Source organism: Bacillus sp. PK6-16, assembly GCF_056530295.1.
The window spans coordinates 88,106-109,116 of the sequence record NZ_CP096511.1 but is presented as its reverse complement, the minus strand read 5'-3'; the positions used below and the strand labels follow the sequence as shown (position 1 = coordinate 109,116).

The following is a 21,011-nucleotide window of genomic DNA, read 5'->3' as shown; positions in this document are numbered from 1 at the left end:
CTTCTCTATATTTATCCTCAAAAATCTCCTTTTTTCTGCACTTTTGAAGAAAAACCAACATTTTTTCAAATTTCTTGTAAAATTGTAACCTTTTTATATGTAAAGATATGCTAAAATGATACGAGCTATATGCTAAATAACGATGCGAAGGTGATAATCTATATGAAAAAAATCTTGTCTATTTTACTATTGCTTGTATTGTCAATTTCTTCCTTAGAAGTAACAACATCCCATGCGGAAGAAAAAATACATATTGAGGCGGCTGCTGCACTTTTATTTGATGCAGATACAGGAAAAATACTTCACGAGCAAAATCCAGATGAATTGCTAGCTATTGCTAGTATGTCAAAATTAATTGTTGTTTACGCTGTTTTAGAAGCAATTAAAGAAGGAAAAATCACATGGGATACGAAAGTAAATATTTCTGATTACGCTTATGAAGTCTCTCGTAATAATGAATTCTCTAATGTACCGTTCGAAAAAGGACGTCAATATACTGTAAAAGAATTATATCATTCTATTGTTATATTCTCTGCAAATGGATCTAGTATTGCTTTAGCAGAACTTCTTGCAGGAAGTGAGAAAAACTTCTTAAATCTTGCAAATGAACATGCTAAAAAGCTAGGATTAAAGAAATATAAATTTGTAAACGCTACTGGCTTAAATAACGCTGACTTAAAAGGAAAACATCCTGAGGGTACTGATCCAAATGCAGAAAACTCTATGTCAGCTCGTGATATGGGTATGCTTTCAAAAGCAATGATTACAAAGTATCCAGAAATGCTAGAGGATACAAAACAAAGATTTAGAAACTTCCCAGACAATCACCCAAAACCAATTCGTATGGAAAACTGGAATTGGATGTTACCAGGAGCTGCTTTCGCTTATGAAGGTACTGATGGTTTAAAAACCGGAAGTTCTGATACAGCTGGATACGGATTTACCATTACTGCTAAACGTGGTGATGTACGTCTTATCTCGGTTATTATTAAAACAAAATCAATGGATGAACGTTTCACGGAATCTCGTGAATTAATCGAATATGGATTTAATAACTTTGAAAAACAAAAACTAAAAGTTAATAAAAACAATACAATCTCTGTAGTAAAAGGGAAAGAAGACCAAGTAACTGTTGCACCCGAAAAAGAAATAACAGTAATTGCGAAAAAAGGTAGCAAAGAGCCTTATAAAATTGGAACTGAATTAGATAAATCTCTTTCTGAAGATGGACATTTAGTTGCTCCTATTAAGAAAGACACCAAAGTAGGCTCAATTACTTTAGAATCAACTGATAAATATGGTTTCTTAGACGGTAGTAAAAGTATGAAAGTTACTGCAAAAACGACAGAGGAAGTTGAAAAAGCAAATTGGTTTTTGTTAACAATGCGCTCTATTGGTGATTTCTTCTCAAACTTATGGTCTAAAGTTTTTTAATAAAAAAGCTGGCTCACGCTAGCTTTTTTTATTTTCCACTCTCAATGTAAAACTTCGTTTGGTTGTCATATCTGAGTCCTTTTCCTCATACGTATGAACTAGTAATTGTTACACACTTCATCTAGAGATAAAGTGAAACTTTAATCAGTGGGGGAATCCCCCGCTGATTATTAGTTGAACCAATCGGGCGTTTACGGGCAGTTTGATCTCCCATCTAATTTCTTTACTTCAACCAAATTTTAGGGCAGGAGTCTTACTGCCCGTTAATGCGGGATAAACCTCTTTCCAAAAGGTATTACAAAAAGAGAGGTGACACATAATGGGCGTTATTGCTTATAACGAAGAAGATGTAAAGTTGTTGGCTAGACTGATGCGTGCTGAAGCCGAAGGAGAAGGGCAACAAGGAATGTTAATGGTCGGAAACGTTGGGGTAAATCGTGTCCGCGGAAATTGTTTAGACTTTAAAAGCATTCGTAATTTACGTCAAATGGTTTATCAAAACCCCGGCGGTTTTGAAGCAACGCAAAAAGGATATTTTTATCAACGGGCACGCGAACAAGATATTGCCCTAGCGAGACGGACCATTCAAGGGCAACGTTTTTGGCCTGCCAACTTTGCCTTATGGTTCTTTAGACCTGAAGGTGCATGTCCACCAACTTGGTATAACCAACAAAACTCTGGTCGCTTTAAAAAGCACTGCTTCTTCCAGCCATCTGCTGGAGACTGCCCTAGCGTATATTAAGGAATAAAAATGAGGAGGGATTTTTGAATGGCACAGCAACAAAATCCGTACTATGGAACAGGTTTTTATCAACCATCTGGAACTTATGTACAACCGCAACAAATGACTCAACAACAGCAGCAAGCGATGCAACAACAAACAGCTCAAGCTGCGCAAGCTCAATATGCAATTTCTCAAGGCATGTTACCTCTAGAGCAATCCTATATTGAAAATATCCTTCGTTTAAACAAAGGTAAGCAAGCTACGGTTGTAATGACCTATGAACGTGGCAGTTCCCTTGGCACACAATCTTATACAGGTATTATTGAAGCAGCTGGCCGTGACCATATCGTTATTAGTGAACCGCAATCAGGAAAACGCTATTTACTACTAATGATCTACTTAGATTACGTAGAATTTCCAGAAGAAATTACGTATTTACCTAGTCAACAAGCAACTTATACTCCAAGACCATAAAAAAAGCTGGCAAATGCCAGCTTTTGTTTTTTTATAATCCTTTTACAACTGCAGTCCCTACTAGAATCCACGCCACAATAAACGCTACACCACCAAGAGGTGTAATTGGACCAAAGAACTTAATACCTGTCGTACTTAATGCATACAAACTACCTGAGAACATAATAATTCCAGCTACCATTAGCCAACCAGCAGTAGTTAAAAGTGATGATTGAACCTTATCCATCAATAAAGCAACTACGAATAGTCCACCTGCATGAAACATTTGATATGTAACGCCTGTTTTCCACACTTCTAACATTTTTGCAGAAATTTTATTTTCTAAACCGTGTGCTCCAAAGGCCCCTAATGCAACAGATAGCCCCGCTGCAATACAACCTAGTAAAAAGAAAATTTTCATCTTAATTCCCCTTTTTTACCTTTATCATAAGCAATTTTTGCATATAAGCCAAACGATTTATCTTCTAAAAATCAAATAAAGAATTACCGTTTGCATCACTTTCTTTTATATATACCGGCTCCCCAGAAACAGGTGCAATTGGTTGCATAGTTGTTACTGGTTGTGATCCAATTACTTGCGATGGAATTTGCGGTTCTCTATATGTAGATGTTTCAACTTGTTCATCTAATAATAAGTCACATAAAGCACGCACAACTAATAAATGTTCTTTTGACTTTTGTCCTTCACTACTTTTCGCCTTCGCAATTTCATTCGCCATTTTATTTAAAATCTTGTCGCTAGATATTTGCATTCCTTATCACCTCGTACTTTGTAATTCTTTCTCGAATTGTCCCAATTTCTCTACTGAACCAAATACTATTATCATATCACGTTCTTTCAATTTTTCCTGCCCTGTCGGATTATGTATAATATTCCCATTTCTTGAAATCGCTAATATTGTTACATCAAACTGATTCCTTACATTACTCTCTAGTAACGATTTACCAACTAATATTGAATCTTTTCCAACTAGAATTTCTTCAATGACAAATGACTGTTCTACTCCATACAACACTGTATCAATATAATGAACGGTTAATGGATTTGCAATACCTTTTGCGATATGAATACCTGCCATACTAGATGGATTAATAACCTTATTTGCACCGGCGCGCCTTAATTTTTCTTCAGTTTCTGGCTTTTCAGATCTCGCAACAATTTTAATCGTATCGTTTAATCCTCTTGCTGTTAATGTAATAAATACATTTTCGGCATCATTTGCAACAATAGCAACTAAACCAGCCGCTTTTAAAATTCCGGCATTATGTAATACTTGATCTTCCGTTGCATCTCCATGTACAAATAAAAGCTTTTCCTGCTCCAATATACTTTCATCTTTATCAACAACGACAAATGGAATATTCTTTTCTTGCAATTCATGTACAACTTGAAGCCCCACTCTACCGCAACCACATACTATAATATGATTTTTCAACTGCGCTATTTGTTTATCCATCTTCTTCCTCCGTACTGCATGAAATAAATTCCCTTCAATAATCATAGCTGCCACTACCCCAATTGCATACGTAACAATACCTACGCCAACAGGAATAATAAGAAGCGCAAATACTTTCCCCGCTTGCGTTACAGGAACGGCATCTCCGTATCCAACAGTCAATACAGTAATCATTGTCATCCAAAATGCTTGAAACAAACTAATCTCTTCAATCGTCATAAATCCTATCGTTCCTAGAATTACAACAAAAGTCATACATATAACTGCTATCCATAATTGCTTACGTGCATTCATACCGTGTTTCAACTCTTTTCTCTATCTACAATCTTTGCCAGTGGAAATAAAATACGTATATACTAGATACGGAATCTATGAAAGAGGTTGATATAATGAAGACATTTCTTTCCGCCTTACAATGGGCACTATTTATTTTAGCTGGAAGCCTTATTGTACCAATTAGTGTCGCAACTAGTTATGGTCTTGATGGTGCTGAAGCTATCGCATTCGTACAAAGAACGTTATTTGTTCTAGGTTTTGCTGGTCTCTTGCAAGCTATATTTGGGCATAAACTTCCTATTCAAGAAGGTCCTGCTGGCCTTTGGTGGGGAATTTTCTCCCTTTACGCAAGTTTAGGCGTCGTGCTATTTGGATCAAGCAATGAGACACTTAAAGTTCTTCAATATGCTTTCTTATTAAGCGGTATTATTTGTATTATTCTTAGCGTTTTTGGACTTATTGATAAACTTGTTCGCTATTTTACACCGACAGTCATTGGAACGTATTTATTTCTTCTTGTCGCGCAGCTTAGTGGCTCCTTCTTAAAGGGAATGTTTGGCCTTGATGGAAAACATACAGAAGTACAACCTAACGTATTTATTCTTTCACTCATTGTTATTTTACTATCCTTTTTCATCATGAAGCTACCTATTATTGGACAATATTCCGTTCTTTTCAGTATCGTATGCGGCTGGATATTATTCGCATGTTTCGGATTATCTAATCCAATAACACCAGTGACAGACATAATCCGTTTTCCATCCTTATTTGTTTTCGGAATGCCTCGTGTTGAATGGAACATGGTAATTACGGTCATTTTCGTTACACTCTTACTTCTAACAAATATGTTAGCAAGCATTCGCGTTGTACAAAAGGTTGTCTCTAAATATGAAGAAAACGCTGCATCAGATCGTTTTAAACAAGCTGGCATTATAACAGGAATCAACCAATTGCTAGGCGGCCTATTTTCAGCTATTGGGCCTGTCGCTATTTCTGGATCAGCAGGTTTTATTGCAACGACTAATATTTATAAACGTCTCCCGTTTATATTAGGGTCAAGCTTTATTATTGTCGTTAGTATATTTCCAAAGATTACTTCATTCTTTGCAGCAATCCCTGTTGCAGTTGGTTATGCCGCTATTTATCCTGTATTCGCAAGCATGATTGGTCTCGCCTTTCGAGAATACGAAACTGTCCAGGATAAAGAACGATTATTTAAAGTAGCCGGTCTTTCAATCTTTACAGGAGTCGGAGTTATGTTTGTTCCAGCAGGAGCATATTCCACACTTCCACCATTTCTAGCATCGTTTTTAAGTAATGGTCTCGTTCTTGGATCTGTAATGGCAATCTTGCTAGAAATACTATTTTCTCGTTCCGCTGCAAAACAAATATCTTAAATTGGAAAACTTCCATTATTGCACTCTACCTTTAGAGTTGTTACGATAAAATCAAACTTTAATCATTGGGGTTTTATTCTTCCCCAATGATTATTAACCAATATTATGAGCAACAACTCATAATAATTTATCTACTTCTTTTCAAAGAGGTTTGATGTCTTACTATTATTCCTCAACATCTTCATGAACATGTATTTTGATTTCAATTAAAGAAAGGAATTTTCTATATGACTTATAAAATGATTGTTTTAGATTTAGATGATACTTTATTACGTGATGACCATACTATTTCACCTCGTACGAAAGAAGCGTTAATGACTGCACAAGAGCAAGGTGTAAAGGTTGTACTTGCTTCTGGACGTCCAACGTTTGGTATGCGCAATGTAGCCAAAGAACTTCGTTTAGAAGAATACGGCAGTTTCATTCTATCTTTTAATGGTGCAAAAATTATTAACTGTAAAACAAACGAAGAAATCTTTAGTAGTACGCTATCTCCTGAAATCGTTCACAACCTATTTGAAATTAGTCAAACTGAAGATGTATGGATTCATACTTATATGGGCGATGATATCGTAACGGAAGAAAATAATCCTTATACTGAAATTGAGGGCGATATTACCGGTATGCCAATTGTTGTAGTAGATGACTTTAAAGCCGCAGTTAAAGAGCCTGTAGTAAAAGTATTAATGAATAAAGAGGCTGAACGCCTTGTTGAAGTTGAAAAGAAACTACAAAAACAACTAGAAGGCCAATTAAGCGTGATGCGTTCGAAACCATTCTTCTTAGAATTTACAGAAGCCGGTGTTACAAAAGGAACGAGCTTAAACAAACTGATTCAAAAGCTTGGCATTAAGCGTGAAGAAGTTATCGCAATGGGCGATAGCTATAACGACCAAGCAATGATTGAATTTGCTGGTCTTGGCGTTGCAATGGGAAATGCACCTGAGGATATTAAAGAAATTGCAAACTACGTAACAGATACAAATATGAACGATGGTGTTGCAAAAGTTGTAGAGAAATTCGTTTTAAAAATGGATGTACTTGTTTAATATTTTCATTCACAAAACCTATTTGAAGTCAAATACTTCAAATAGGTTTTTATTTAAATTCTCATGCTTTTGTGACTATATTTTGAACTTTGCACTATTCTCGTAGTGTAAACTTTCTTTTTGTATATAATGAAACAAAATAGACTATTTTATTTTGAAAAAGAATACAAATTTACTATATACAAGCATACGTTAAAGGAGGCTACTTTATGTTATCTACACCAATCGGACGATTAAGAGCAATTGGACTAGTTGAGGGTATTTCTTTCCTATTACTATTATTTGTAGCAATGCCATTGAAATATTTCGCAGGATTTGCAACAGCTGTTAAAATTACAGGCATGGCTCATGGTGTTCTATTTATTCTATTCATCTTTGCAGTAATTCAAGTAACAATCGTACACCGTAAATCAATTTTATGGGCACTTGGAGCATTCGTTTCATCAGTTATCCCATTTGGTACTTTTGTACTAGATGCAAAATTAAAGAACGAGCAACAATGATAATAAAAAGGTAGTTAACAACTGTTAACTACCTTTTCTATTTATAAATTTGGAATTTCCCAATCAATTTCTCTTTCGCCCATATTAGCTAAAATCGTATTTATTTTAGAATATGGCTTACTACCAAAGAAACCACGTCTTGCCGATAATGGGCTTGGATGTACAGATTCGATAATATGATGATTCGGATTCGTAATTAATTTCTTCTTCGCCTGCGCATGGCGCCCCCACAATATGAAAATAACTGGCTTTTCACGTTCGTTCAACAGTTCAATTACACGATCTGTGAAGTGCTCCCATCCTTTTCCCTTATGAGAATTTGCTTCGCCTTGACGAACTGTTAATACGGTATTTAGTAATAATACTCCTTGTTCCGCCCATTTTACTAAATAACCGTTATTCGGGATTTCATAACCATATTCATCTCGAAGTTCTTTATACATATTTAACAATGACGGTGGTGTTTTAACACCAGGTTGCACAGAAAAGCTTAAACCATGCGCTTGATTCGGTCCATGATATGGATCTTGCCCTAAAATGACAACCTTTGTATTTTCATAACTTGTATACTGAAGAGCGTTAAAAATATCTTCTACCTTCGGATAAACAACATGCGTGCTGTATTCTTCTGTCAAAAAACTGGATAGAGTAAGATAATACTCTTTCTCGAATTCTGGTGCCAATAGTGGCTCCCAATCATTCTTTAAAACATTTTCCATACTGTCACTTCCTGTCTAATTAATTCACCATATCCTGTCTTGTAAATACTACGAACGAAATAACAAGAGAAACAACTGCCCAAACAGTTAAATTCATCAAAGAAAATCCCATCGATAAACCTTGTAATGCAGGTAATTTTCCTGATAAATAATCCGTTAATGATAAATTCACACTAAAAATATATTTGGCGCCTTCCCAAGATGTTGCGAACGAGCTTAAAATACCGCCTGCAATTAATGCAGCTAGCATAACGCCCATACCAGCTGGTGTATTACGAATTAAAACAGAGACCATAAATGATATAGTTCCGACAACGATAGCAACAAACCAGGCTAGTCCATACGCCATTAAGATGTATTGCCACTGCGGAATAAGATGCACAAAGTTCGTATTTAACGTTTCCTTATCAATGACGAATCCTGTTAAAACAGGTAAATTCCATCCCGAGTACCCAAATACAAGCCCTGATAATATGTAAGCAAACAAACCTACAAGAAACAGTATGAGCGAAATGAAAAATAACATCGTCACGTATTTACTAAGGAGTATTTTCCAGCGCCGAATCGGCCGCGTAAGTAACATCTTCATCGTCCCATCACTTCGTTCTCCTGAAACGATATCAATGGCGACAATCATTACGAGAAGCGGAATAAATAATGTAATTCCTTGTTCAATAAATGCTCTGACAAAAGTCGGTGCACCCGGTGCCATCGGATTAATATCATGATCTAAATAATATTGTTGTTGCTCAACTCTTACCTTTAACCAATCACGCCATTCTTCTGGCAACCTAGAATTGTTCAACCGGTTCTGAGAATCAACAATTTGCTGTTGCAATGAAACCTTCCAATCAGTTGTACCGAGTCTTTTTTGTGTCGTTTCTATTTCACGATACTGCGCATACACAAAAAGCGGGATCAAGATTGCTAAAATAAGCATGACAACAAAAATACGTTTCTTGCGGTAAATCTTTTCTGATTCATTTAAAACTAGATTCGCAAATTCACGCATGCTGCTCACCCCTTGTGAGTTCAATAAATAAATCTTCTAGCGTAAATACAAGCTCCTTAACGCTATGTACATCTATTTCATTTGCGACAAAGTGTTTATTCCAACTACTTATAGATGCAATATCCATGCGGCATAGTAATCGATCGCCTTCTACACTCACTTCCCTTACTTCTTCGGCCGCTTCTAGCATATCTTTCGCCTTAGAAATCGGTGTAACAATCCATTCTACACGATCACTTGCTGTTTTAATTAATTCTTCAACCTTGGCAACTGTTATCATCTTTCCTTTATGAATAATAGCAACGCGATCGCATATCATTTGCACTTCACTTAGCAAGTGGCTTGAAATAAACACGCTCATATTTTCTTCTTTTACAAGCTTATGTATAAATTCCCTAAGTTCTCTAATCCCTGCTGGATCTAAACCATTCGTTGGTTCATCTAATATGAGCAATTTCGGATTTCCAAGGAGCGCCTGCGCAATTCCAAGGCGTTGTTTCATACCAAGTGAGTACGTTTTTACCTTGTCATGAATTCTTTCATCTAAATGAACCATTTCAGCAATTTCAATAATACGTTCATCTGATATATCACCTAACATACGAGCAAATTGCTTTAAATTTTCCCATCCCGTTAAATATGTATACAACTCTGGGTTTTCAACGATACTCCCAATTTGACGCATCGCTTCTCTGAAATTTTCCTTAATCGAATAACCACCGATAGAAATCGTACCTTCTGTCGCCTTAATCAATCCGACTAACATTCGAATGGTAGTCGTCTTTCCAGCACCATTTGGTCCTAAGAACCCGAACACTTCTCCTTGCTTTACATCAAAGGAAATATTCTCTACAAGAGTCTTCTTTCCAATTACCTTCTTCAAGTCTCGTACGGAAAGTATCATCGTCATTTTACCCCTCCTTGTTCTAGTTTTAATTTACTTACAACATTTTGAACTAAACGTTCTGCCATATACGTATAACCTACTTCGTTCGGATGAAAATGATCAGAGTATAATAAATCTTTCCCGCGGTTTTGGAATAAATCAAATGTCGGTGTAATATACACATTTTTATCGTTTAGCGCTAATTTCTCTAAAGATGCATTCCAGTCCACAACAATGTTTGAAGACCCTTTTAAATCTTCTACATCTTCAAAAGGATTGTATAAACCAAGCCAAAAAATCGGACTATCTGTATTTAATTTACGAATTTCTTCTATAATTTTCTTTGCTTCATTTTGAAACGTCTCTGTGTCAGGACGATACGTCTCTAAATCTATTTTCCCAAGTGATTCCCAGCCTGGGAACAAATCATTTCCACCAATCGTTAACACAATTACATCTGCTTGCTTAATTGAATATTGAGCGCCATTACTTTCAATTTGTTTTAATAAATCGGGCATTTTTGCACCACTAACTGCTAAATTTGTTAATGCTATTTTTTGCTTATAATCTTTTTGTAAATCCTCTTTCATTCGCCCAACATAGCCAATTCCTTCTTTATCACCAACGCCACGCGTTAATGAATCACCTAAACTAACGATTTGTAACGTTCCCGTTTTCTTTTTCTCTTTTGCCACTACATCGGTCTTTTTAATTAAATTTGAAGCTTTCGGATTTAATACATCATTTACACCTGAAACAAAGCCATATGCAAATAAACAGAAAGATGCAATTGTAATGAGTAGAATTACTTTTACTACTTTTGATCTCATATCAAAACCCCTTTTAGCCCTCATAGATTGTCCATAATTATACCAAACGAAATTTTGAAAAGCGATTTTCACACCTTCTCAATTATGTCGTTTCTCTATCTATTAACTCTGGTAATAACTCTATATGCTTCACATCTAATTTCTCTTCATTAATCTTTTCATATAATAATTCAAACGCTTTTACTCCAACGTTTTTACTAGAATGCGAAATCGTCGTTATACCCAATATATCTGCCACCTCTTGATCATCACACCCGATAATCGTAATATCCTCTGGAATACGAATTCCTTGTTTTTTTGCTTCTGTAACCATCCCCGCTGCAATATGGTTACAAGATACAAGGAACGCTGTCGGTTTTACTGACATATGAGCCCATTCTCTAATTACATTGCGTCCATCTTCCACTGTAAAACAACCTTCAAATTTCCAGGTCTCTAACGGTGTTACGATACTCTGTTGAAGCGAATCTTCATACGCCTTCTTTCGTCTTTGGCTATTAACACTATTACTTCTTCCAATACAATATCCAATACGTGTATGACCGGCATCTATTAAGCTTTTCATCCCACGTGAAAATACTTTGTAGTAATCGATATGTACACTTGAAATGCATTTTGAATCTATTTCTTCACACATAACAATCGGGCCGAATTTCGTATATTCTTCAAGCTTCTCCTTACTATTTGTCCGAGAACAAATAATAACCCCATCAAGCTTTTTCATTTTTAACATATTCAAAATTTCTAGTTCTCTTTCTTCACTATAATTCGTCTGGCAAAGCATCATATTATAATTATTCTTTGCTGTCTCTTTTGATATCCCCTCGATAATAGCGCTATAATATTGATCATTTACGTGTGGCAATAAAACGCCAATTACATTCGTTTTTCCTTTCACTAAATGAATTGCATTCACGTTTTGCGTGTAATTTAATTCTTCTATAATCGCTAAAATTTCTTTTCGTTTCTGTTCATTTACGTACGGATGATTATTTAGTACACGTGAAACAGTTGAAACAGATACTCCAGCAAGTTCAGCAATCTTTCTTATATTTGTCATCTCATTTTCCCCTTTTCACAAAAATTCTCCCTTGACCTGGTAAGCTTTCCACAATATATCCTTTCCTAGCAAATACATTTAGAAAGGATATACAACTATGCTTCGATTCAAATTAGAATATATATTTTTCATTGGCGGTTTACTCATTCTTGCCATCGGTATTAATATGATGACGACAATTACTTCCTTTGGACTTAGCCCTTATGATTCCTTCTTTATTGCACTATATCAAAATTTTGGGATAAGTATTGGTTTTTGGATTTTCATGATTAACTTTGCCTTTACACTTATCGTACTCTTTTGGAATAAAAAACAAATTACAATCGGTACAATTGTAACGATGGTTCTTATTTCTCTTTTTGTTGATTGGATTGGTTCCATTACAACTATTATGGACGCTATCCGCTCTCTTCCAAAATATATAACACTTATTTGCGGAAATCTATTCGTTGGAGCTGGAATTGGTCTTTACGTCTCTACAAACCTTTGTGCAGCGCCTCAAGAAGCTTTCGTTTTAACGGTTGCCGAGAAGAAAAAATGGACGTTTAGAAGAACAGAGATTTCATTAGCCTTTTTATTTTTAACGTTAAGCTTTTTATTAGATGGACCTATCTATTTTGGAACAATCATCTTATCCTTTACAACAGGCTGGATTATCCAAGCATTTATTCAAGTTGGTACGCAGATTTTAAATAGAAAAGAGCCTATTAAGCAAGCTGCTTAATAGGCTCTTTCTGTTTTATGGTAAGAGATACTACTTAGCATCCCCTTCAATTCGATAGTTCGCTTTCAAACAATCTATTTCTTCATACCCTTGCAACGTATGTAGAATATAATCATAATCAGCAAGAGACGCACGATGCGTTACAATTACAATTTCAGCCTTTCCTTTCTCTTCAAGCGGCATTTGAATAATTTTCTCAAAGCTAACTCCGCGCTCAGAGAACAATGAAGTAATTTTTGCAAATACACCAATTTCGTCTTTTACATGCAGTCTTAAAAACTTTTTCACGACAATTTCGTCTGGCTCTTTTAATACTTTTTGATATTGTGGGACTACAGCACTATTTCCTGTTACCCCTAATCTAATATTTTGCATTACAGCAACTAAATCCGAAACAACAGCTGTAGCTGTCGGTAAACTTCCTGCGCCTGGTCCATAAAACATCGTTTCCCCAACTGCTTCACCGTACACATACACAGCGTTATATTCATTTTGTACTGCTGCAAGAGGATGTGTATTTGGAAGTAAAGTTGGTTCAACTGTAACCTCCAATTTTTCACCATCTCGTTTTGCAAGACCGATTAATTTAATTGTATAACCTAAGCTCTTACTGTATTCAATATCTTCCTCTGTAATAGAGGTAATACCTTTTACTTTCACATCTCCAAGCTCTACATTTGTAGAGAAACCGAGGGTAGCTAAAATCGTCATTTTTCTTGCTGCATCTAAACCTTCTACATCTGATGTTGGATCTGCTTCTGCAAATCCAAGTTGTTGGGCTTCTTTTAACACGTCGTTATATGCTCTCCCTTCGTCTGACATTTTCGTCAAAATAAAATTTGTTGTTCCATTTACAATTCCCATTACTTTCGTAATAAGATCTGAAGAAAGTCCTTCTACGATACTGCGTAAAATTGGAATTCCCCCTGCCACACTCGCCTCATAGAATAAATCAGCCTTATTATCTTTTGCTGTCGCTAATAATTCAGCTCCATGTAATGCCATTAAGTCTTTATTTGCAGTTACAACATGCTTTCCGCTTTTTAAAGCTTGTAAAATATATGATTTTGCATCATCAATGCCACCCATCACTTCAATAACAACATCAATATTTGGATTATCTAAAATTTCATTTGCATCTTGTGTTAATAGAGTAGAAGGTACCTCTACCTCTCTCTCTTTCTCAATGTTTTGCACTAATACTTTCGTTACCTTCACTGGACAACCTACTTGGTGTATGAGTCGTTCTTGATGATCCGTAATAATACGAACCACACCACTGCCAACTGTCCCAAGACCTAATAACCCAACTTGAATTTCTTTCATAGTACTGTCCACCCCTCAAAAATTGTGTTTAGATGAAATTATATGAGTAAAAAATCTGAAAAACAATGTATTTTGAACATTCGGAAAAATAAAGGTTAATCTTTACAAGGAAAACGTTGCCACGTGTTACACAATCTTTCTTTACAATATATAAGGGGTTTCTTGATACACGTAATAATTCAACCAATTAGAAAACAATAAATTACCATGACTCCTCCACCTAACAAGCGGCTTTTCATCTGGATTATTATGTTTAAAATAGTTTTTTGGCACATCAATATTTAATCCCTTGTCACGATCTCGTTCGTATTCTTGTTTTAACGTCTCACAACTATATTCGCTATGTCCAAGGGCAAACACTTGCCTTCCTTCTGGCCCAATAACAAGGTGAACACCTGCTTCTTCAGAGTTTGCTAACAATGTTAATTCTTTCACTCCTCTAATATCATTCTCTCGTACTTCTGTATGACGAGAATGCGGAGCAAAAAACAATTCATCAAATCCTTGTAATAATTTCACATGTTGCTCGCAAACTTCATGTTCAAATACACCGAACACTTTTTCCTTAAGGGGATACTTTGGAACACCATAATGATAGTACAAGCCAGCCTGTGCCCCCCAGCAAATATGGAGCGTAGATGTTACATTCGTTTTTGAATACTCCATAATATGTTTAAGCTCTTCCCAATAATCTACCTCTTCAAAAGCAAGGGTCTCCACTGGCGCTCCTGTAATAATGAGCCCATCAAACTTTTCATTTTCAATATCACGAAACGTTTTATAAAAGCTTGTTAAATGTTCTTGCGTTACATTACGCGATAGATGTGATTCCATATGAAGCAAATGAACATCTAATTGTAACGGTGTGTTTCCAATTAAGCGAAGTAATTGCGCCTCTGTATCTTGTTTCGTTGGCATTAAATTTAATATAGCAATTTTTAAAGCACGTATATCTTGTGTTTCTGCCCGCTCCTTCGTCATTACAAAAATATTTTCTTTTTGCAACACTTTGCGAGCCGGTAAATCTTTATCAATTATGATCGGCATGTGTTTTGCCTCCAACTAGAGCTGCTTCCAAATCTGCAATAATATCAGAAACATCTTCTATACCAACCGATAAACGAATTAAATCAGATGTAACACCCGCTAAACGCTGATCTTCAGCATTTAATTGTCTATGCGTCGTACTAGCAGGATGTATAACGCAAGTTCGTGCATCAGCTACGTGCGTTACAAGAGTTGCTAGTTTTACATTTGCGATAAATTCTTTTGCTGCTTCTAATCCGCCTTTAATACCGAAAGTTAAAACACCACTAGCACCTTTTTTCAAGTACTGTTGTGCTAATGAGTAATTTTCATTACTATCTAAGCCTGGATAATTCACCCATTCAATACGTTCATGATTAGCAAGCCACTTAGCAACTGCAAGAGCATTTTCACTATGACGTTCCATTCGTAAATGCAATGTTTCTAAGCCAATATTGCTAATATATGCATTGAATGGGCTCATACAATTTCCATAATCTCTTAATAGCTGAACACGTGCTTTCACAATATACGCTGCTGCACCAAAGTTTTGAACGTAACTTACACCGTGATAACTTGGATCTGGTTCAACAAGTTCAGGATACTTTCCATTTGTCCAATCAAAGTTTCCACCGTCAATTACAATACCGCCTAAGGAGCTCGCATGCCCATCGATATACTTCGTCGTAGAATGAACAATAATATTTGCCCCATGTTCAAACGCCTGGCATAAATAAGGAGTTGCTAATGTATTATCAACGATAAAAGGTACCTCTAATTCTTTAGCGGCAGCTGAAAATTCTTTAAAATTTAAAACATTCATCGCTGGATTTCCTAACGATTCTGCATAGATAAGTTTCGTCTTGTCATTAGCAAGCGCCGTAATTTCATCTGCCGTTAAATTTGGATTAAAGAACGTAACATCAATGCCAAACTTACGTAAACTCACCCCAAATAAATTAAACGTTCCCCCGTAAACAGTTGAAGAGCAAAGTAAATGGTCTCCACTACTACAAATATTTAAAACTGCGAGCATAATAGCTGCTTGCCCAGAAGCCGTTGCAACAGCTCCTACACCGCCTTCTAAATCTGATAACTTCTGCTCAAATGCTGCTAGAGTAGGGTTTCCAATACGTGTATAAATATATCCTTCTGCCTCTAAGTTAAATAGAGCTGCTAAATCATCCGAAGTATCGTATTTATACGTTGTGCTTTGATAAAGTGGTAAAACACGTGGTTCACCATTCTTTGGCGTATAGCCACCTTGCACACAAATTGTTCCTTTTCCCCATGATTCTCCCATCTCTCATTCTCCTTTCTTTTATACAAAATAAAAAACTGCCCCTTTCCTGAAAACAAGAAAGGAGCAGTTTGAAAACACGCTCTAAAGGCTCTTTCTTATCTCTCAGGATTACCACCTGCAGGATTTGGCACAATTCCGTTATACGGCTGTTGCCAAGGTTTCATCGGGCCTGTCCCTCCACCTTTTCTTGATAAGACTATGCAATTACCGTTGATTTTATAGCAATAATTTCCTAATGTCAAACAGTTTTTCTGAATGTTCTAAAATAAATGTTAACAGTTTCATATAAAGCAACAAAAGAAATATATTCTAGTCTATTTCAAAAAAGACCTTTAAAAACCTCAAATCAGTCTATAAAATTAAATAAGTAATTTAACCTATAAATTCAAATTCCCCAAAAGTTAGCCTATATGTTGAATAGGCCATCTTCTCAAAAAGATACTATATATATTCAATCCATTTTTCACTAGTATATTTCACTTTTTTCCCTACTAAGATTTACATAACGGAGGTATAACATGACAAATAAAAAAGATATGCATTACATACTTGCTCTATATGGCATTCTTCTAGGATCTATAGTAGGAGCTACAGTCTGGTTATTTTTAGTCACAATAAATATTGGAATCCACTTTATTTGGGGATACTTGCCTGAAGTTCTCTCTTTTCCCTCTTATTACACCCTTTGCGTAACAATAATTGGCGGGGTCCTCGTTGGTCTATCACAAAAACATTTCGGTACATACCCACGCCTTATGCCTGAAGTGATGGCTGAATATAAAAAAACTGGTCGAATCGAATATCGCTTTGTCCATCAGGCTACTTTAACAGCGATTATTGTTTTAATTTTCGGTGCTAGTCTTGGTCCAGAAGCCGCACTAGTTGGAATTATAGGCGGACTGTGCACATGGGTAGGGGATCGCTTTAAATTTGCCTTAAAGGGTATGAATGAGCTAACCGAGATCGGAATTGGCGCTACTTTAAGTGTCATTTTTAACGCACCATTATTCGGTTATTTAGCACCAAATGAAAATGAGGGGGAACAAATTGCTGCTTTTTCTAAAGGAAAAAAAGCGATTGTATACTTAGCTACTACTTTCGCAGGTTTTTCTGTTTATTTACTACTGAGTAAACTTGATAATCGTGGATCCTTTATTGTTGATTTCGGGGAAGGTGCACTTTCTTTCAATGAATGGATTGCATTTCTTCCACTTGCTAGTATCGGCGCTATAGTTGGTTTCTTTTATTTCAAGTTAGAATTCACATTAGAAAAGTTAATTCACCCTTTTAGAGAATACAAGCTGACACTCGGAATTATCGGTGGCATTTTATTAGGAATTGCAGGAACTTTTCTTCCGTACACATTATTTTCAGGGGAACATCAATTAAAAGAATTAGTTGTTGAATGGAGCCATTTATCTTTTTGGATACTACTTCTTTCAGGGATTTTAAAGTTGTGCATTACTGCCGTTTGTTTGAACACAGGGTGGCGAGGTGGACATATCTTCCCAATTATATTTTCTGGTTCAAGTATCGGATACGCTGTAGCATCTATTCTTCCTATAGATCCAGTAGCATCTGTTGCCATCGTAACGACAGCAATTTCAAGCTATGCGTTACGAAAGCCAATAGCTATAACATTACTATTACTTATGTTTTTCCCGCTTAATTTACTATTGCCCATGCTTGGTGCAGCTGCTATCGGGAATGCCTTTCCACTCCCAAAACATAACGAAAATAAAAATTAATAAAAATAGGCAGTGGGGACGAAAGCTCCACTGCCTATTTTTATTACACATGCTGCTTTAATAAAGCTTCTAACTCCTCAAAATTATGCACTTCATATGTCGGTATAATCCCACTATCATTTAATTTCCTTTCTGGATTAAACCAACAAGTATCAATTCCCGCTACATATCCACCTTTAATATCAGCGCTTAATGAATCCCCAATAATCAGCCCTTCTTCAGGTGCAAAGTTAGGAATCCGTTCAAAAACATAATCAAAATACTCTTTCATCGGTTTTTGAAAACCTGTATCTTCCGAAACAAAGACATCTTTAAATAATGAATGTAACCCTGCATTACGCAAACGTTTATCTTGCGTCTTAGAAACACCATTTGTCACTATATACAATTCATACTCCCCTTGAATTTGATTTATAAATTCAAACGCACCTTGCATGAGTTGATTTCCTTCTTCTAAGTAGTTACGATAATTATTTTCGAATAATATTCCATTTACTTCTTCTCCATACTCTTTAAACAACAGAGAGAATCGTGTATTTACAACTTCATTGCGTGATAGTTCACCTTTTTCAAAAGCATCCCAAAGACCTTTATTTATTTTTTTATAACGAGTCTCTATCTCGTCTGTTAAAGGGATTCCCTTCTCTTCAAAAAGTACCCGTAAAGCCACTTTTTCAGCCTTTTGGAAGTCTAGTAATGTATCATCTACATCAAATAACAATGTTTTATATTTTTTCATAAATTCATCACACTCTCTTTTCTACAAAAACAAATTTACATAAATCGTATCATTCCTTCTTGTAAAGATAATAGGAGATATCTCATACTATACATAGGGGTGAAAATATGAAAATCAGCAAAAATGAGGAAGAAATTTATCAATACATGCGAATCCATCAATTCCATACCCTATTTTCATTTCATGTCTTGCCATATGTAGAGCTGCATTCTTTTCAAACGAAAGAGATGATATGTAGCGAAGGAAATGCTCTTCCTTATCTCTATTACTTAATTTCTGGGAGAGCCAAAATATATATGAGTCATAAAAACGGGAAGGTTTCATTAATTAATTTTATTCAAGCACCATCTTTTATCGGAGAATTAGGATTAATAGGAGTAGAAAATATTACTAAGTCCGTTGAAGTACTAGAAGATTGTGTGTGTTTGGCACTTCCACTTAAAGATTGTCAGCAACTTTTATTACAAGATGCAACGTTTTTACAGCACTTATGTAAATTTATTGGAGAAAAGACAATTACTCGCACTGAAAATTACGCAAAAAACTATAGTTATCCTTTTGAAAATCGATTAGCTGCTTTTATTTTATTAACAGAGCAAAATAATTGTTATATAGAAAAGCATACCGAGGCCTCGGAATATTTAAATGTCAGCTACCGTCATCTTTTATATGTATTAAATCAGTTTTGCCAACAAAATTATTTAAGAAAAGAAGGCCGAACATATTATATACAAGATCGAAATACATTAGAAAAGCTTGCTGATGAACTAAAAATATAAAAAAGCAGCATTAACGTTTACATGTTAATGCTGCTTTTTTCGAGTGACGATTATAATTTTAATTAAAATTTACTTGCTACTTTAGCTGCTTCTTCAAGACCTGCAGCGATGATTTCTTCTGCTTTATCTGGGAATTGGTTATGCCCTTCAATAACTACTGTTTCCATGTTTGTTGCGCCGAAGAAGCCCATCATACTTGCTACATATTTAACAGCCATTTCTACCTCAGCTGCTGGACCTTCTGAATATACGCCGCCTCTTGCATTTAATAATGCAATCTTCTTATCTCCAATTAGGCCAACTGGACCCTCTGGCGTATATTTAAACGTTTTACCAGCACGGTTTAAATAATCAATATATGTGTGCAATACTGCTGGAATCGTTAAGTTCCATAATGGGAAGCCGAAAACAACTTTATCAGCTTCTAGGAATTGATTTAAATACCTATCAGCAACTGCTACTGCTTTTGCTTCTTCTTCTGTTAAATCAAATCCTTTACCTACCTTGAATGTACCATTGATCATGTCTACGCCTACGTATGGTAATTCTTCTTTATATAAATCAAGTTCTACTACTGTATCATTTGGGTGTGCTTCTTTATAGTTTACTAAAAATGCCTCATATAATTTTACACTAACTGCTTGTTCCGCTGGACGGTTATTTGCTTTAACGAATAAAACTGTTGCCATTATTTATTCCTCCTAGTACTCACTCTTATGTTGTTATATGCTTTCAAAAAAGGTATCCCTTGTAATTGTTGTTTTGTTGCTTACAAACATATTTTATCTTTATATAAAGACAATTTCGTCCTCACATAGACGTATTTTTCCATAAAAAAAGTCCACCTTCTAAAGGCGAACTTGGTCTTACGACTTTCGTCTTATACAATTCCATTTTTAACTGCATATAATGCCGCTTGCGTACGATCAGATAAATTCAACTTACTCAAAATGCTACTTACATGCGCCTTAACCGTCTTTTCTGTAATAACTAAAACAGATGCAATTTCCTTATTGCTCATCCCTTTCGCTAATAGCTGCAATACTTCATTTTCTCTCGCTGTTAGCACATCCACTTGAATAGAAGGTTCTTCTTCCTTTTCTTCTACAGGTAATGTTTGAGAGAGAAGAGCATTTGCTATATCCGGATGTAATTGAATGTTACCTTTATATGCGCTTCGAATAGCCTCAACAAGCTGATCTGGTTCTACATCTTTTAAAATATACCCACTTGCTCCAGCCCTTAATGCAGGTAACACATGCGCCTGATCAGAAAAGCTAGTTAATACAATTACTTTCACATTTGGATACTCTTTTTTTATATATGCCGTCGCCTCAACACCATCCATTTCAGGCATATATAAATCCATTAATATAACATCGGGATTTGTTTCTCGTACTTTCACTAACGCTTCTTTCCCATTATTCGCTTCTCCAACTAACTCTAAATCTTCCTGTGTACTTAAGAAAAATGCTAATCCTTTTAAAACGACTGTATGATCATCAACTAACAATACTTTTATTTTCACAAACTTCCCTCATTTTC

At 35.7% G+C, this 21,011-nt stretch carries 23 protein-coding genes and 1 riboswitch; of the genes, 9 read left to right on the top strand and 14 right to left on the bottom strand.

Annotated elements, in window-relative coordinates:
* Window positions 1-162 precede the first annotated feature (162 nt).
* From M1D66_RS00520 to gerQ, 3 genes are all read left to right on the top strand, one after another.
* Window positions 163-1,434, top strand: coding sequence for a serine hydrolase (locus M1D66_RS00520; protein ID WP_000722865.1), 1,272 nt, complete (start codon window positions 163-165; stop codon window positions 1,432-1,434).
* 319 nt (window positions 1,435-1,753) lie between these two features.
* Complete coding sequence (gene cwlJ / locus M1D66_RS00515) at window positions 1,754-2,176, top strand: cell wall hydrolase CwlJ (RefSeq protein WP_000538167.1); 423 nt, start codon at window positions 1,754-1,756, stop codon at window positions 2,174-2,176.
* Window positions 2,177-2,203: 27 nt separating this feature from the next.
* A complete protein-coding gene (gerQ, locus tag M1D66_RS00510; RefSeq protein ID WP_000068652.1) occupies window positions 2,204-2,632 on the top strand; it encodes a spore coat protein GerQ in 429 nt (142 codons plus the stop codon).
* Window positions 2,633-2,663: 31 nt separating this feature from the next.
* Here gerQ and M1D66_RS00505 read toward each other — a convergent pair whose 3' ends face one another.
* The 3 genes from M1D66_RS00505 to M1D66_RS00495 all read right to left on the bottom strand — a co-directional run bounded on the left by M1D66_RS00505 (window position 2,664) and on the right by M1D66_RS00495 (window position 4,383).
* Window positions 2,664-3,032 (bottom strand): DUF423 domain-containing protein, encoded by a 369-nt coding sequence (locus M1D66_RS00505; RefSeq protein WP_000688315.1) that lies wholly within the window; start codon window positions 3,030-3,032, stop codon window positions 2,664-2,666.
* 64 nt (window positions 3,033-3,096) lie between these two features.
* A complete protein-coding gene (locus tag M1D66_RS00500; protein WP_001167352.1) occupies window positions 3,097-3,384 on the bottom strand; it encodes a YwdI family protein in 288 nt (95 codons plus the stop codon).
* Window positions 3,385-3,390: 6 nt separating this feature from the next.
* Window positions 3,391-4,383 carry a potassium channel family protein gene (locus tag M1D66_RS00495; RefSeq protein WP_000993984.1) on the bottom strand — a complete coding sequence of 331 codons (993 nt, stop codon included), beginning with the start codon at window positions 4,381-4,383 and terminating at the stop codon, window positions 3,391-3,393.
* 95 nt (window positions 4,384-4,478) lie between these two features.
* On the opposite strand from M1D66_RS00495, the gene M1D66_RS00490 reads away from it, so the two are divergent.
* The 3 genes from M1D66_RS00490 to M1D66_RS00480 all read left to right on the top strand — a co-directional run bounded on the left by M1D66_RS00490 (window position 4,479) and on the right by M1D66_RS00480 (window position 7,314).
* The gene (locus M1D66_RS00490; protein WP_000847034.1) at window positions 4,479-5,762 is read left to right on the top strand and encodes a purine/pyrimidine permease; all 1,284 of its coding nucleotides are present in this window, start codon (window positions 4,479-4,481) and stop codon (window positions 5,760-5,762) included.
* 227 nt (window positions 5,763-5,989) lie between these two features.
* On the top strand, window positions 5,990-6,811 hold the full coding sequence (locus M1D66_RS00485) for a Cof-type HAD-IIB family hydrolase (protein WP_000221396.1): 822 nt from the start codon (window positions 5,990-5,992) through the stop codon (window positions 6,809-6,811).
* 209 nt (window positions 6,812-7,020) lie between these two features.
* Window positions 7,021-7,314, top strand: coding sequence for a DUF3817 domain-containing protein (locus M1D66_RS00480; protein ID WP_000953396.1), 294 nt, complete (start codon window positions 7,021-7,023; stop codon window positions 7,312-7,314).
* A gap of 41 nt (window positions 7,315-7,355) precedes the next feature.
* Here the strand turns inward: M1D66_RS00480 and M1D66_RS00475 are convergent, their stop codons facing one another.
* Genes M1D66_RS00475 through M1D66_RS00455 form a run of 5 tightly spaced genes read right to left on the bottom strand, consistent with a single transcriptional unit; the run spans window position 7,356 to window position 11,821 of the window.
* On the bottom strand, window positions 7,356-8,033 hold the full coding sequence (locus M1D66_RS00475; RefSeq protein ID WP_000432519.1) for a uracil-DNA glycosylase: 678 nt from the start codon (window positions 8,031-8,033) through the stop codon (window positions 7,356-7,358).
* 19 nt (window positions 8,034-8,052) lie between these two features.
* Entirely contained in the window at window positions 8,053-9,045 is a 993-nt protein-coding gene (locus M1D66_RS00470) for an ABC transporter permease subunit (protein ID WP_001206477.1), read from the bottom strand.
* A complete protein-coding gene (locus M1D66_RS00465) occupies window positions 9,038-9,955 on the bottom strand; it encodes an ABC transporter ATP-binding protein (protein WP_000177827.1) in 918 nt (305 codons plus the stop codon). The genes M1D66_RS00470 and M1D66_RS00465 overlap by 8 nt, the downstream gene beginning before the upstream one ends.
* A complete protein-coding gene (locus M1D66_RS00460) occupies window positions 9,952-10,833 on the bottom strand; it encodes an SGNH/GDSL hydrolase family protein (protein ID WP_002022849.1) in 882 nt (293 codons plus the stop codon). The genes M1D66_RS00465 and M1D66_RS00460 overlap by 4 nt, the downstream gene beginning before the upstream one ends.
* A 10-nt stretch (window positions 10,834-10,843) precedes the next feature.
* The gene (locus M1D66_RS00455; RefSeq protein ID WP_000181975.1) at window positions 10,844-11,821 is read right to left on the bottom strand and encodes a LacI family DNA-binding transcriptional regulator; all 978 of its coding nucleotides are present in this window, start codon (window positions 11,819-11,821) and stop codon (window positions 10,844-10,846) included.
* Between the two features lie 97 nt (window positions 11,822-11,918).
* Between M1D66_RS00455 and M1D66_RS00450 the strand changes: the two genes are divergently transcribed.
* Window positions 11,919-12,545 (top strand): YczE/YyaS/YitT family protein, encoded by a 627-nt coding sequence (locus M1D66_RS00450; protein ID WP_000943411.1) that lies wholly within the window; start codon window positions 11,919-11,921, stop codon window positions 12,543-12,545.
* A 30-nt stretch (window positions 12,546-12,575) separates the two neighbouring features.
* Here M1D66_RS00450 and M1D66_RS00445 read toward each other — a convergent pair whose 3' ends face one another.
* The 3 genes from M1D66_RS00445 to M1D66_RS00435 form a co-directional block, all read right to left on the bottom strand.
* Complete coding sequence (locus tag M1D66_RS00445; RefSeq protein WP_000659109.1) at window positions 12,576-13,871, bottom strand: homoserine dehydrogenase; 1,296 nt, start codon at window positions 13,869-13,871, stop codon at window positions 12,576-12,578.
* A gap of 141 nt (window positions 13,872-14,012) precedes the next feature.
* The gene (gene metA, locus M1D66_RS00440) at window positions 14,013-14,918 is read right to left on the bottom strand and encodes a homoserine O-acetyltransferase MetA (RefSeq protein WP_001121540.1); all 906 of its coding nucleotides are present in this window, start codon (window positions 14,916-14,918) and stop codon (window positions 14,013-14,015) included.
* On the bottom strand, window positions 14,902-16,200 hold the full coding sequence (locus M1D66_RS00435) for a bifunctional O-acetylhomoserine aminocarboxypropyltransferase/cysteine synthase (RefSeq protein WP_086385619.1): 1,299 nt from the start codon (window positions 16,198-16,200) through the stop codon (window positions 14,902-14,904). The genes metA and M1D66_RS00435 overlap by 17 nt, the downstream gene beginning before the upstream one ends.
* Window positions 16,201-16,292: 92 nt before the next feature.
* Window positions 16,293-16,397, bottom strand: a riboswitch (SAM riboswitch).
* A gap of 321 nt (window positions 16,398-16,718) precedes the next feature.
* Between M1D66_RS00435 and M1D66_RS00430 the strand changes: the two genes are divergently transcribed.
* A complete protein-coding gene (locus M1D66_RS00430) occupies window positions 16,719-17,948 on the top strand; it encodes a chloride channel protein (protein WP_086385620.1) in 1,230 nt (409 codons plus the stop codon).
* Window positions 17,949-17,991: 43 nt separating this feature from the next.
* Here the strand turns inward: M1D66_RS00430 and M1D66_RS00425 are convergent, their stop codons facing one another.
* Entirely contained in the window at window positions 17,992-18,687 is a 696-nt protein-coding gene (locus M1D66_RS00425) for a YjjG family noncanonical pyrimidine nucleotidase (RefSeq protein WP_069604551.1), read from the bottom strand.
* Window positions 18,688-18,794: 107 nt separating this feature from the next.
* Here M1D66_RS00425 and M1D66_RS00420 point away from each other — a divergent pair, with 107 nt between their 5' ends.
* Window positions 18,795-19,466, top strand: coding sequence for a transcriptional regulator YeiL (locus M1D66_RS00420; protein WP_000703327.1), 672 nt, complete (start codon window positions 18,795-18,797; stop codon window positions 19,464-19,466).
* A gap of 62 nt (window positions 19,467-19,528) precedes the next feature.
* On the opposite strand, the gene M1D66_RS00415 is transcribed toward M1D66_RS00420, so the two are convergent.
* Window positions 19,529-20,155, bottom strand: coding sequence for an FMN-dependent NADH-azoreductase (locus M1D66_RS00415; protein ID WP_086385621.1), 627 nt, complete (start codon window positions 20,153-20,155; stop codon window positions 19,529-19,531).
* Window positions 20,156-20,346: 191 nt separating this feature from the next.
* Entirely contained in the window at window positions 20,347-20,994 is a 648-nt protein-coding gene (locus M1D66_RS00410) for a response regulator (RefSeq protein ID WP_086385622.1), read from the bottom strand.
* Window positions 20,995-21,011: the final 17 nt, after the last annotated feature.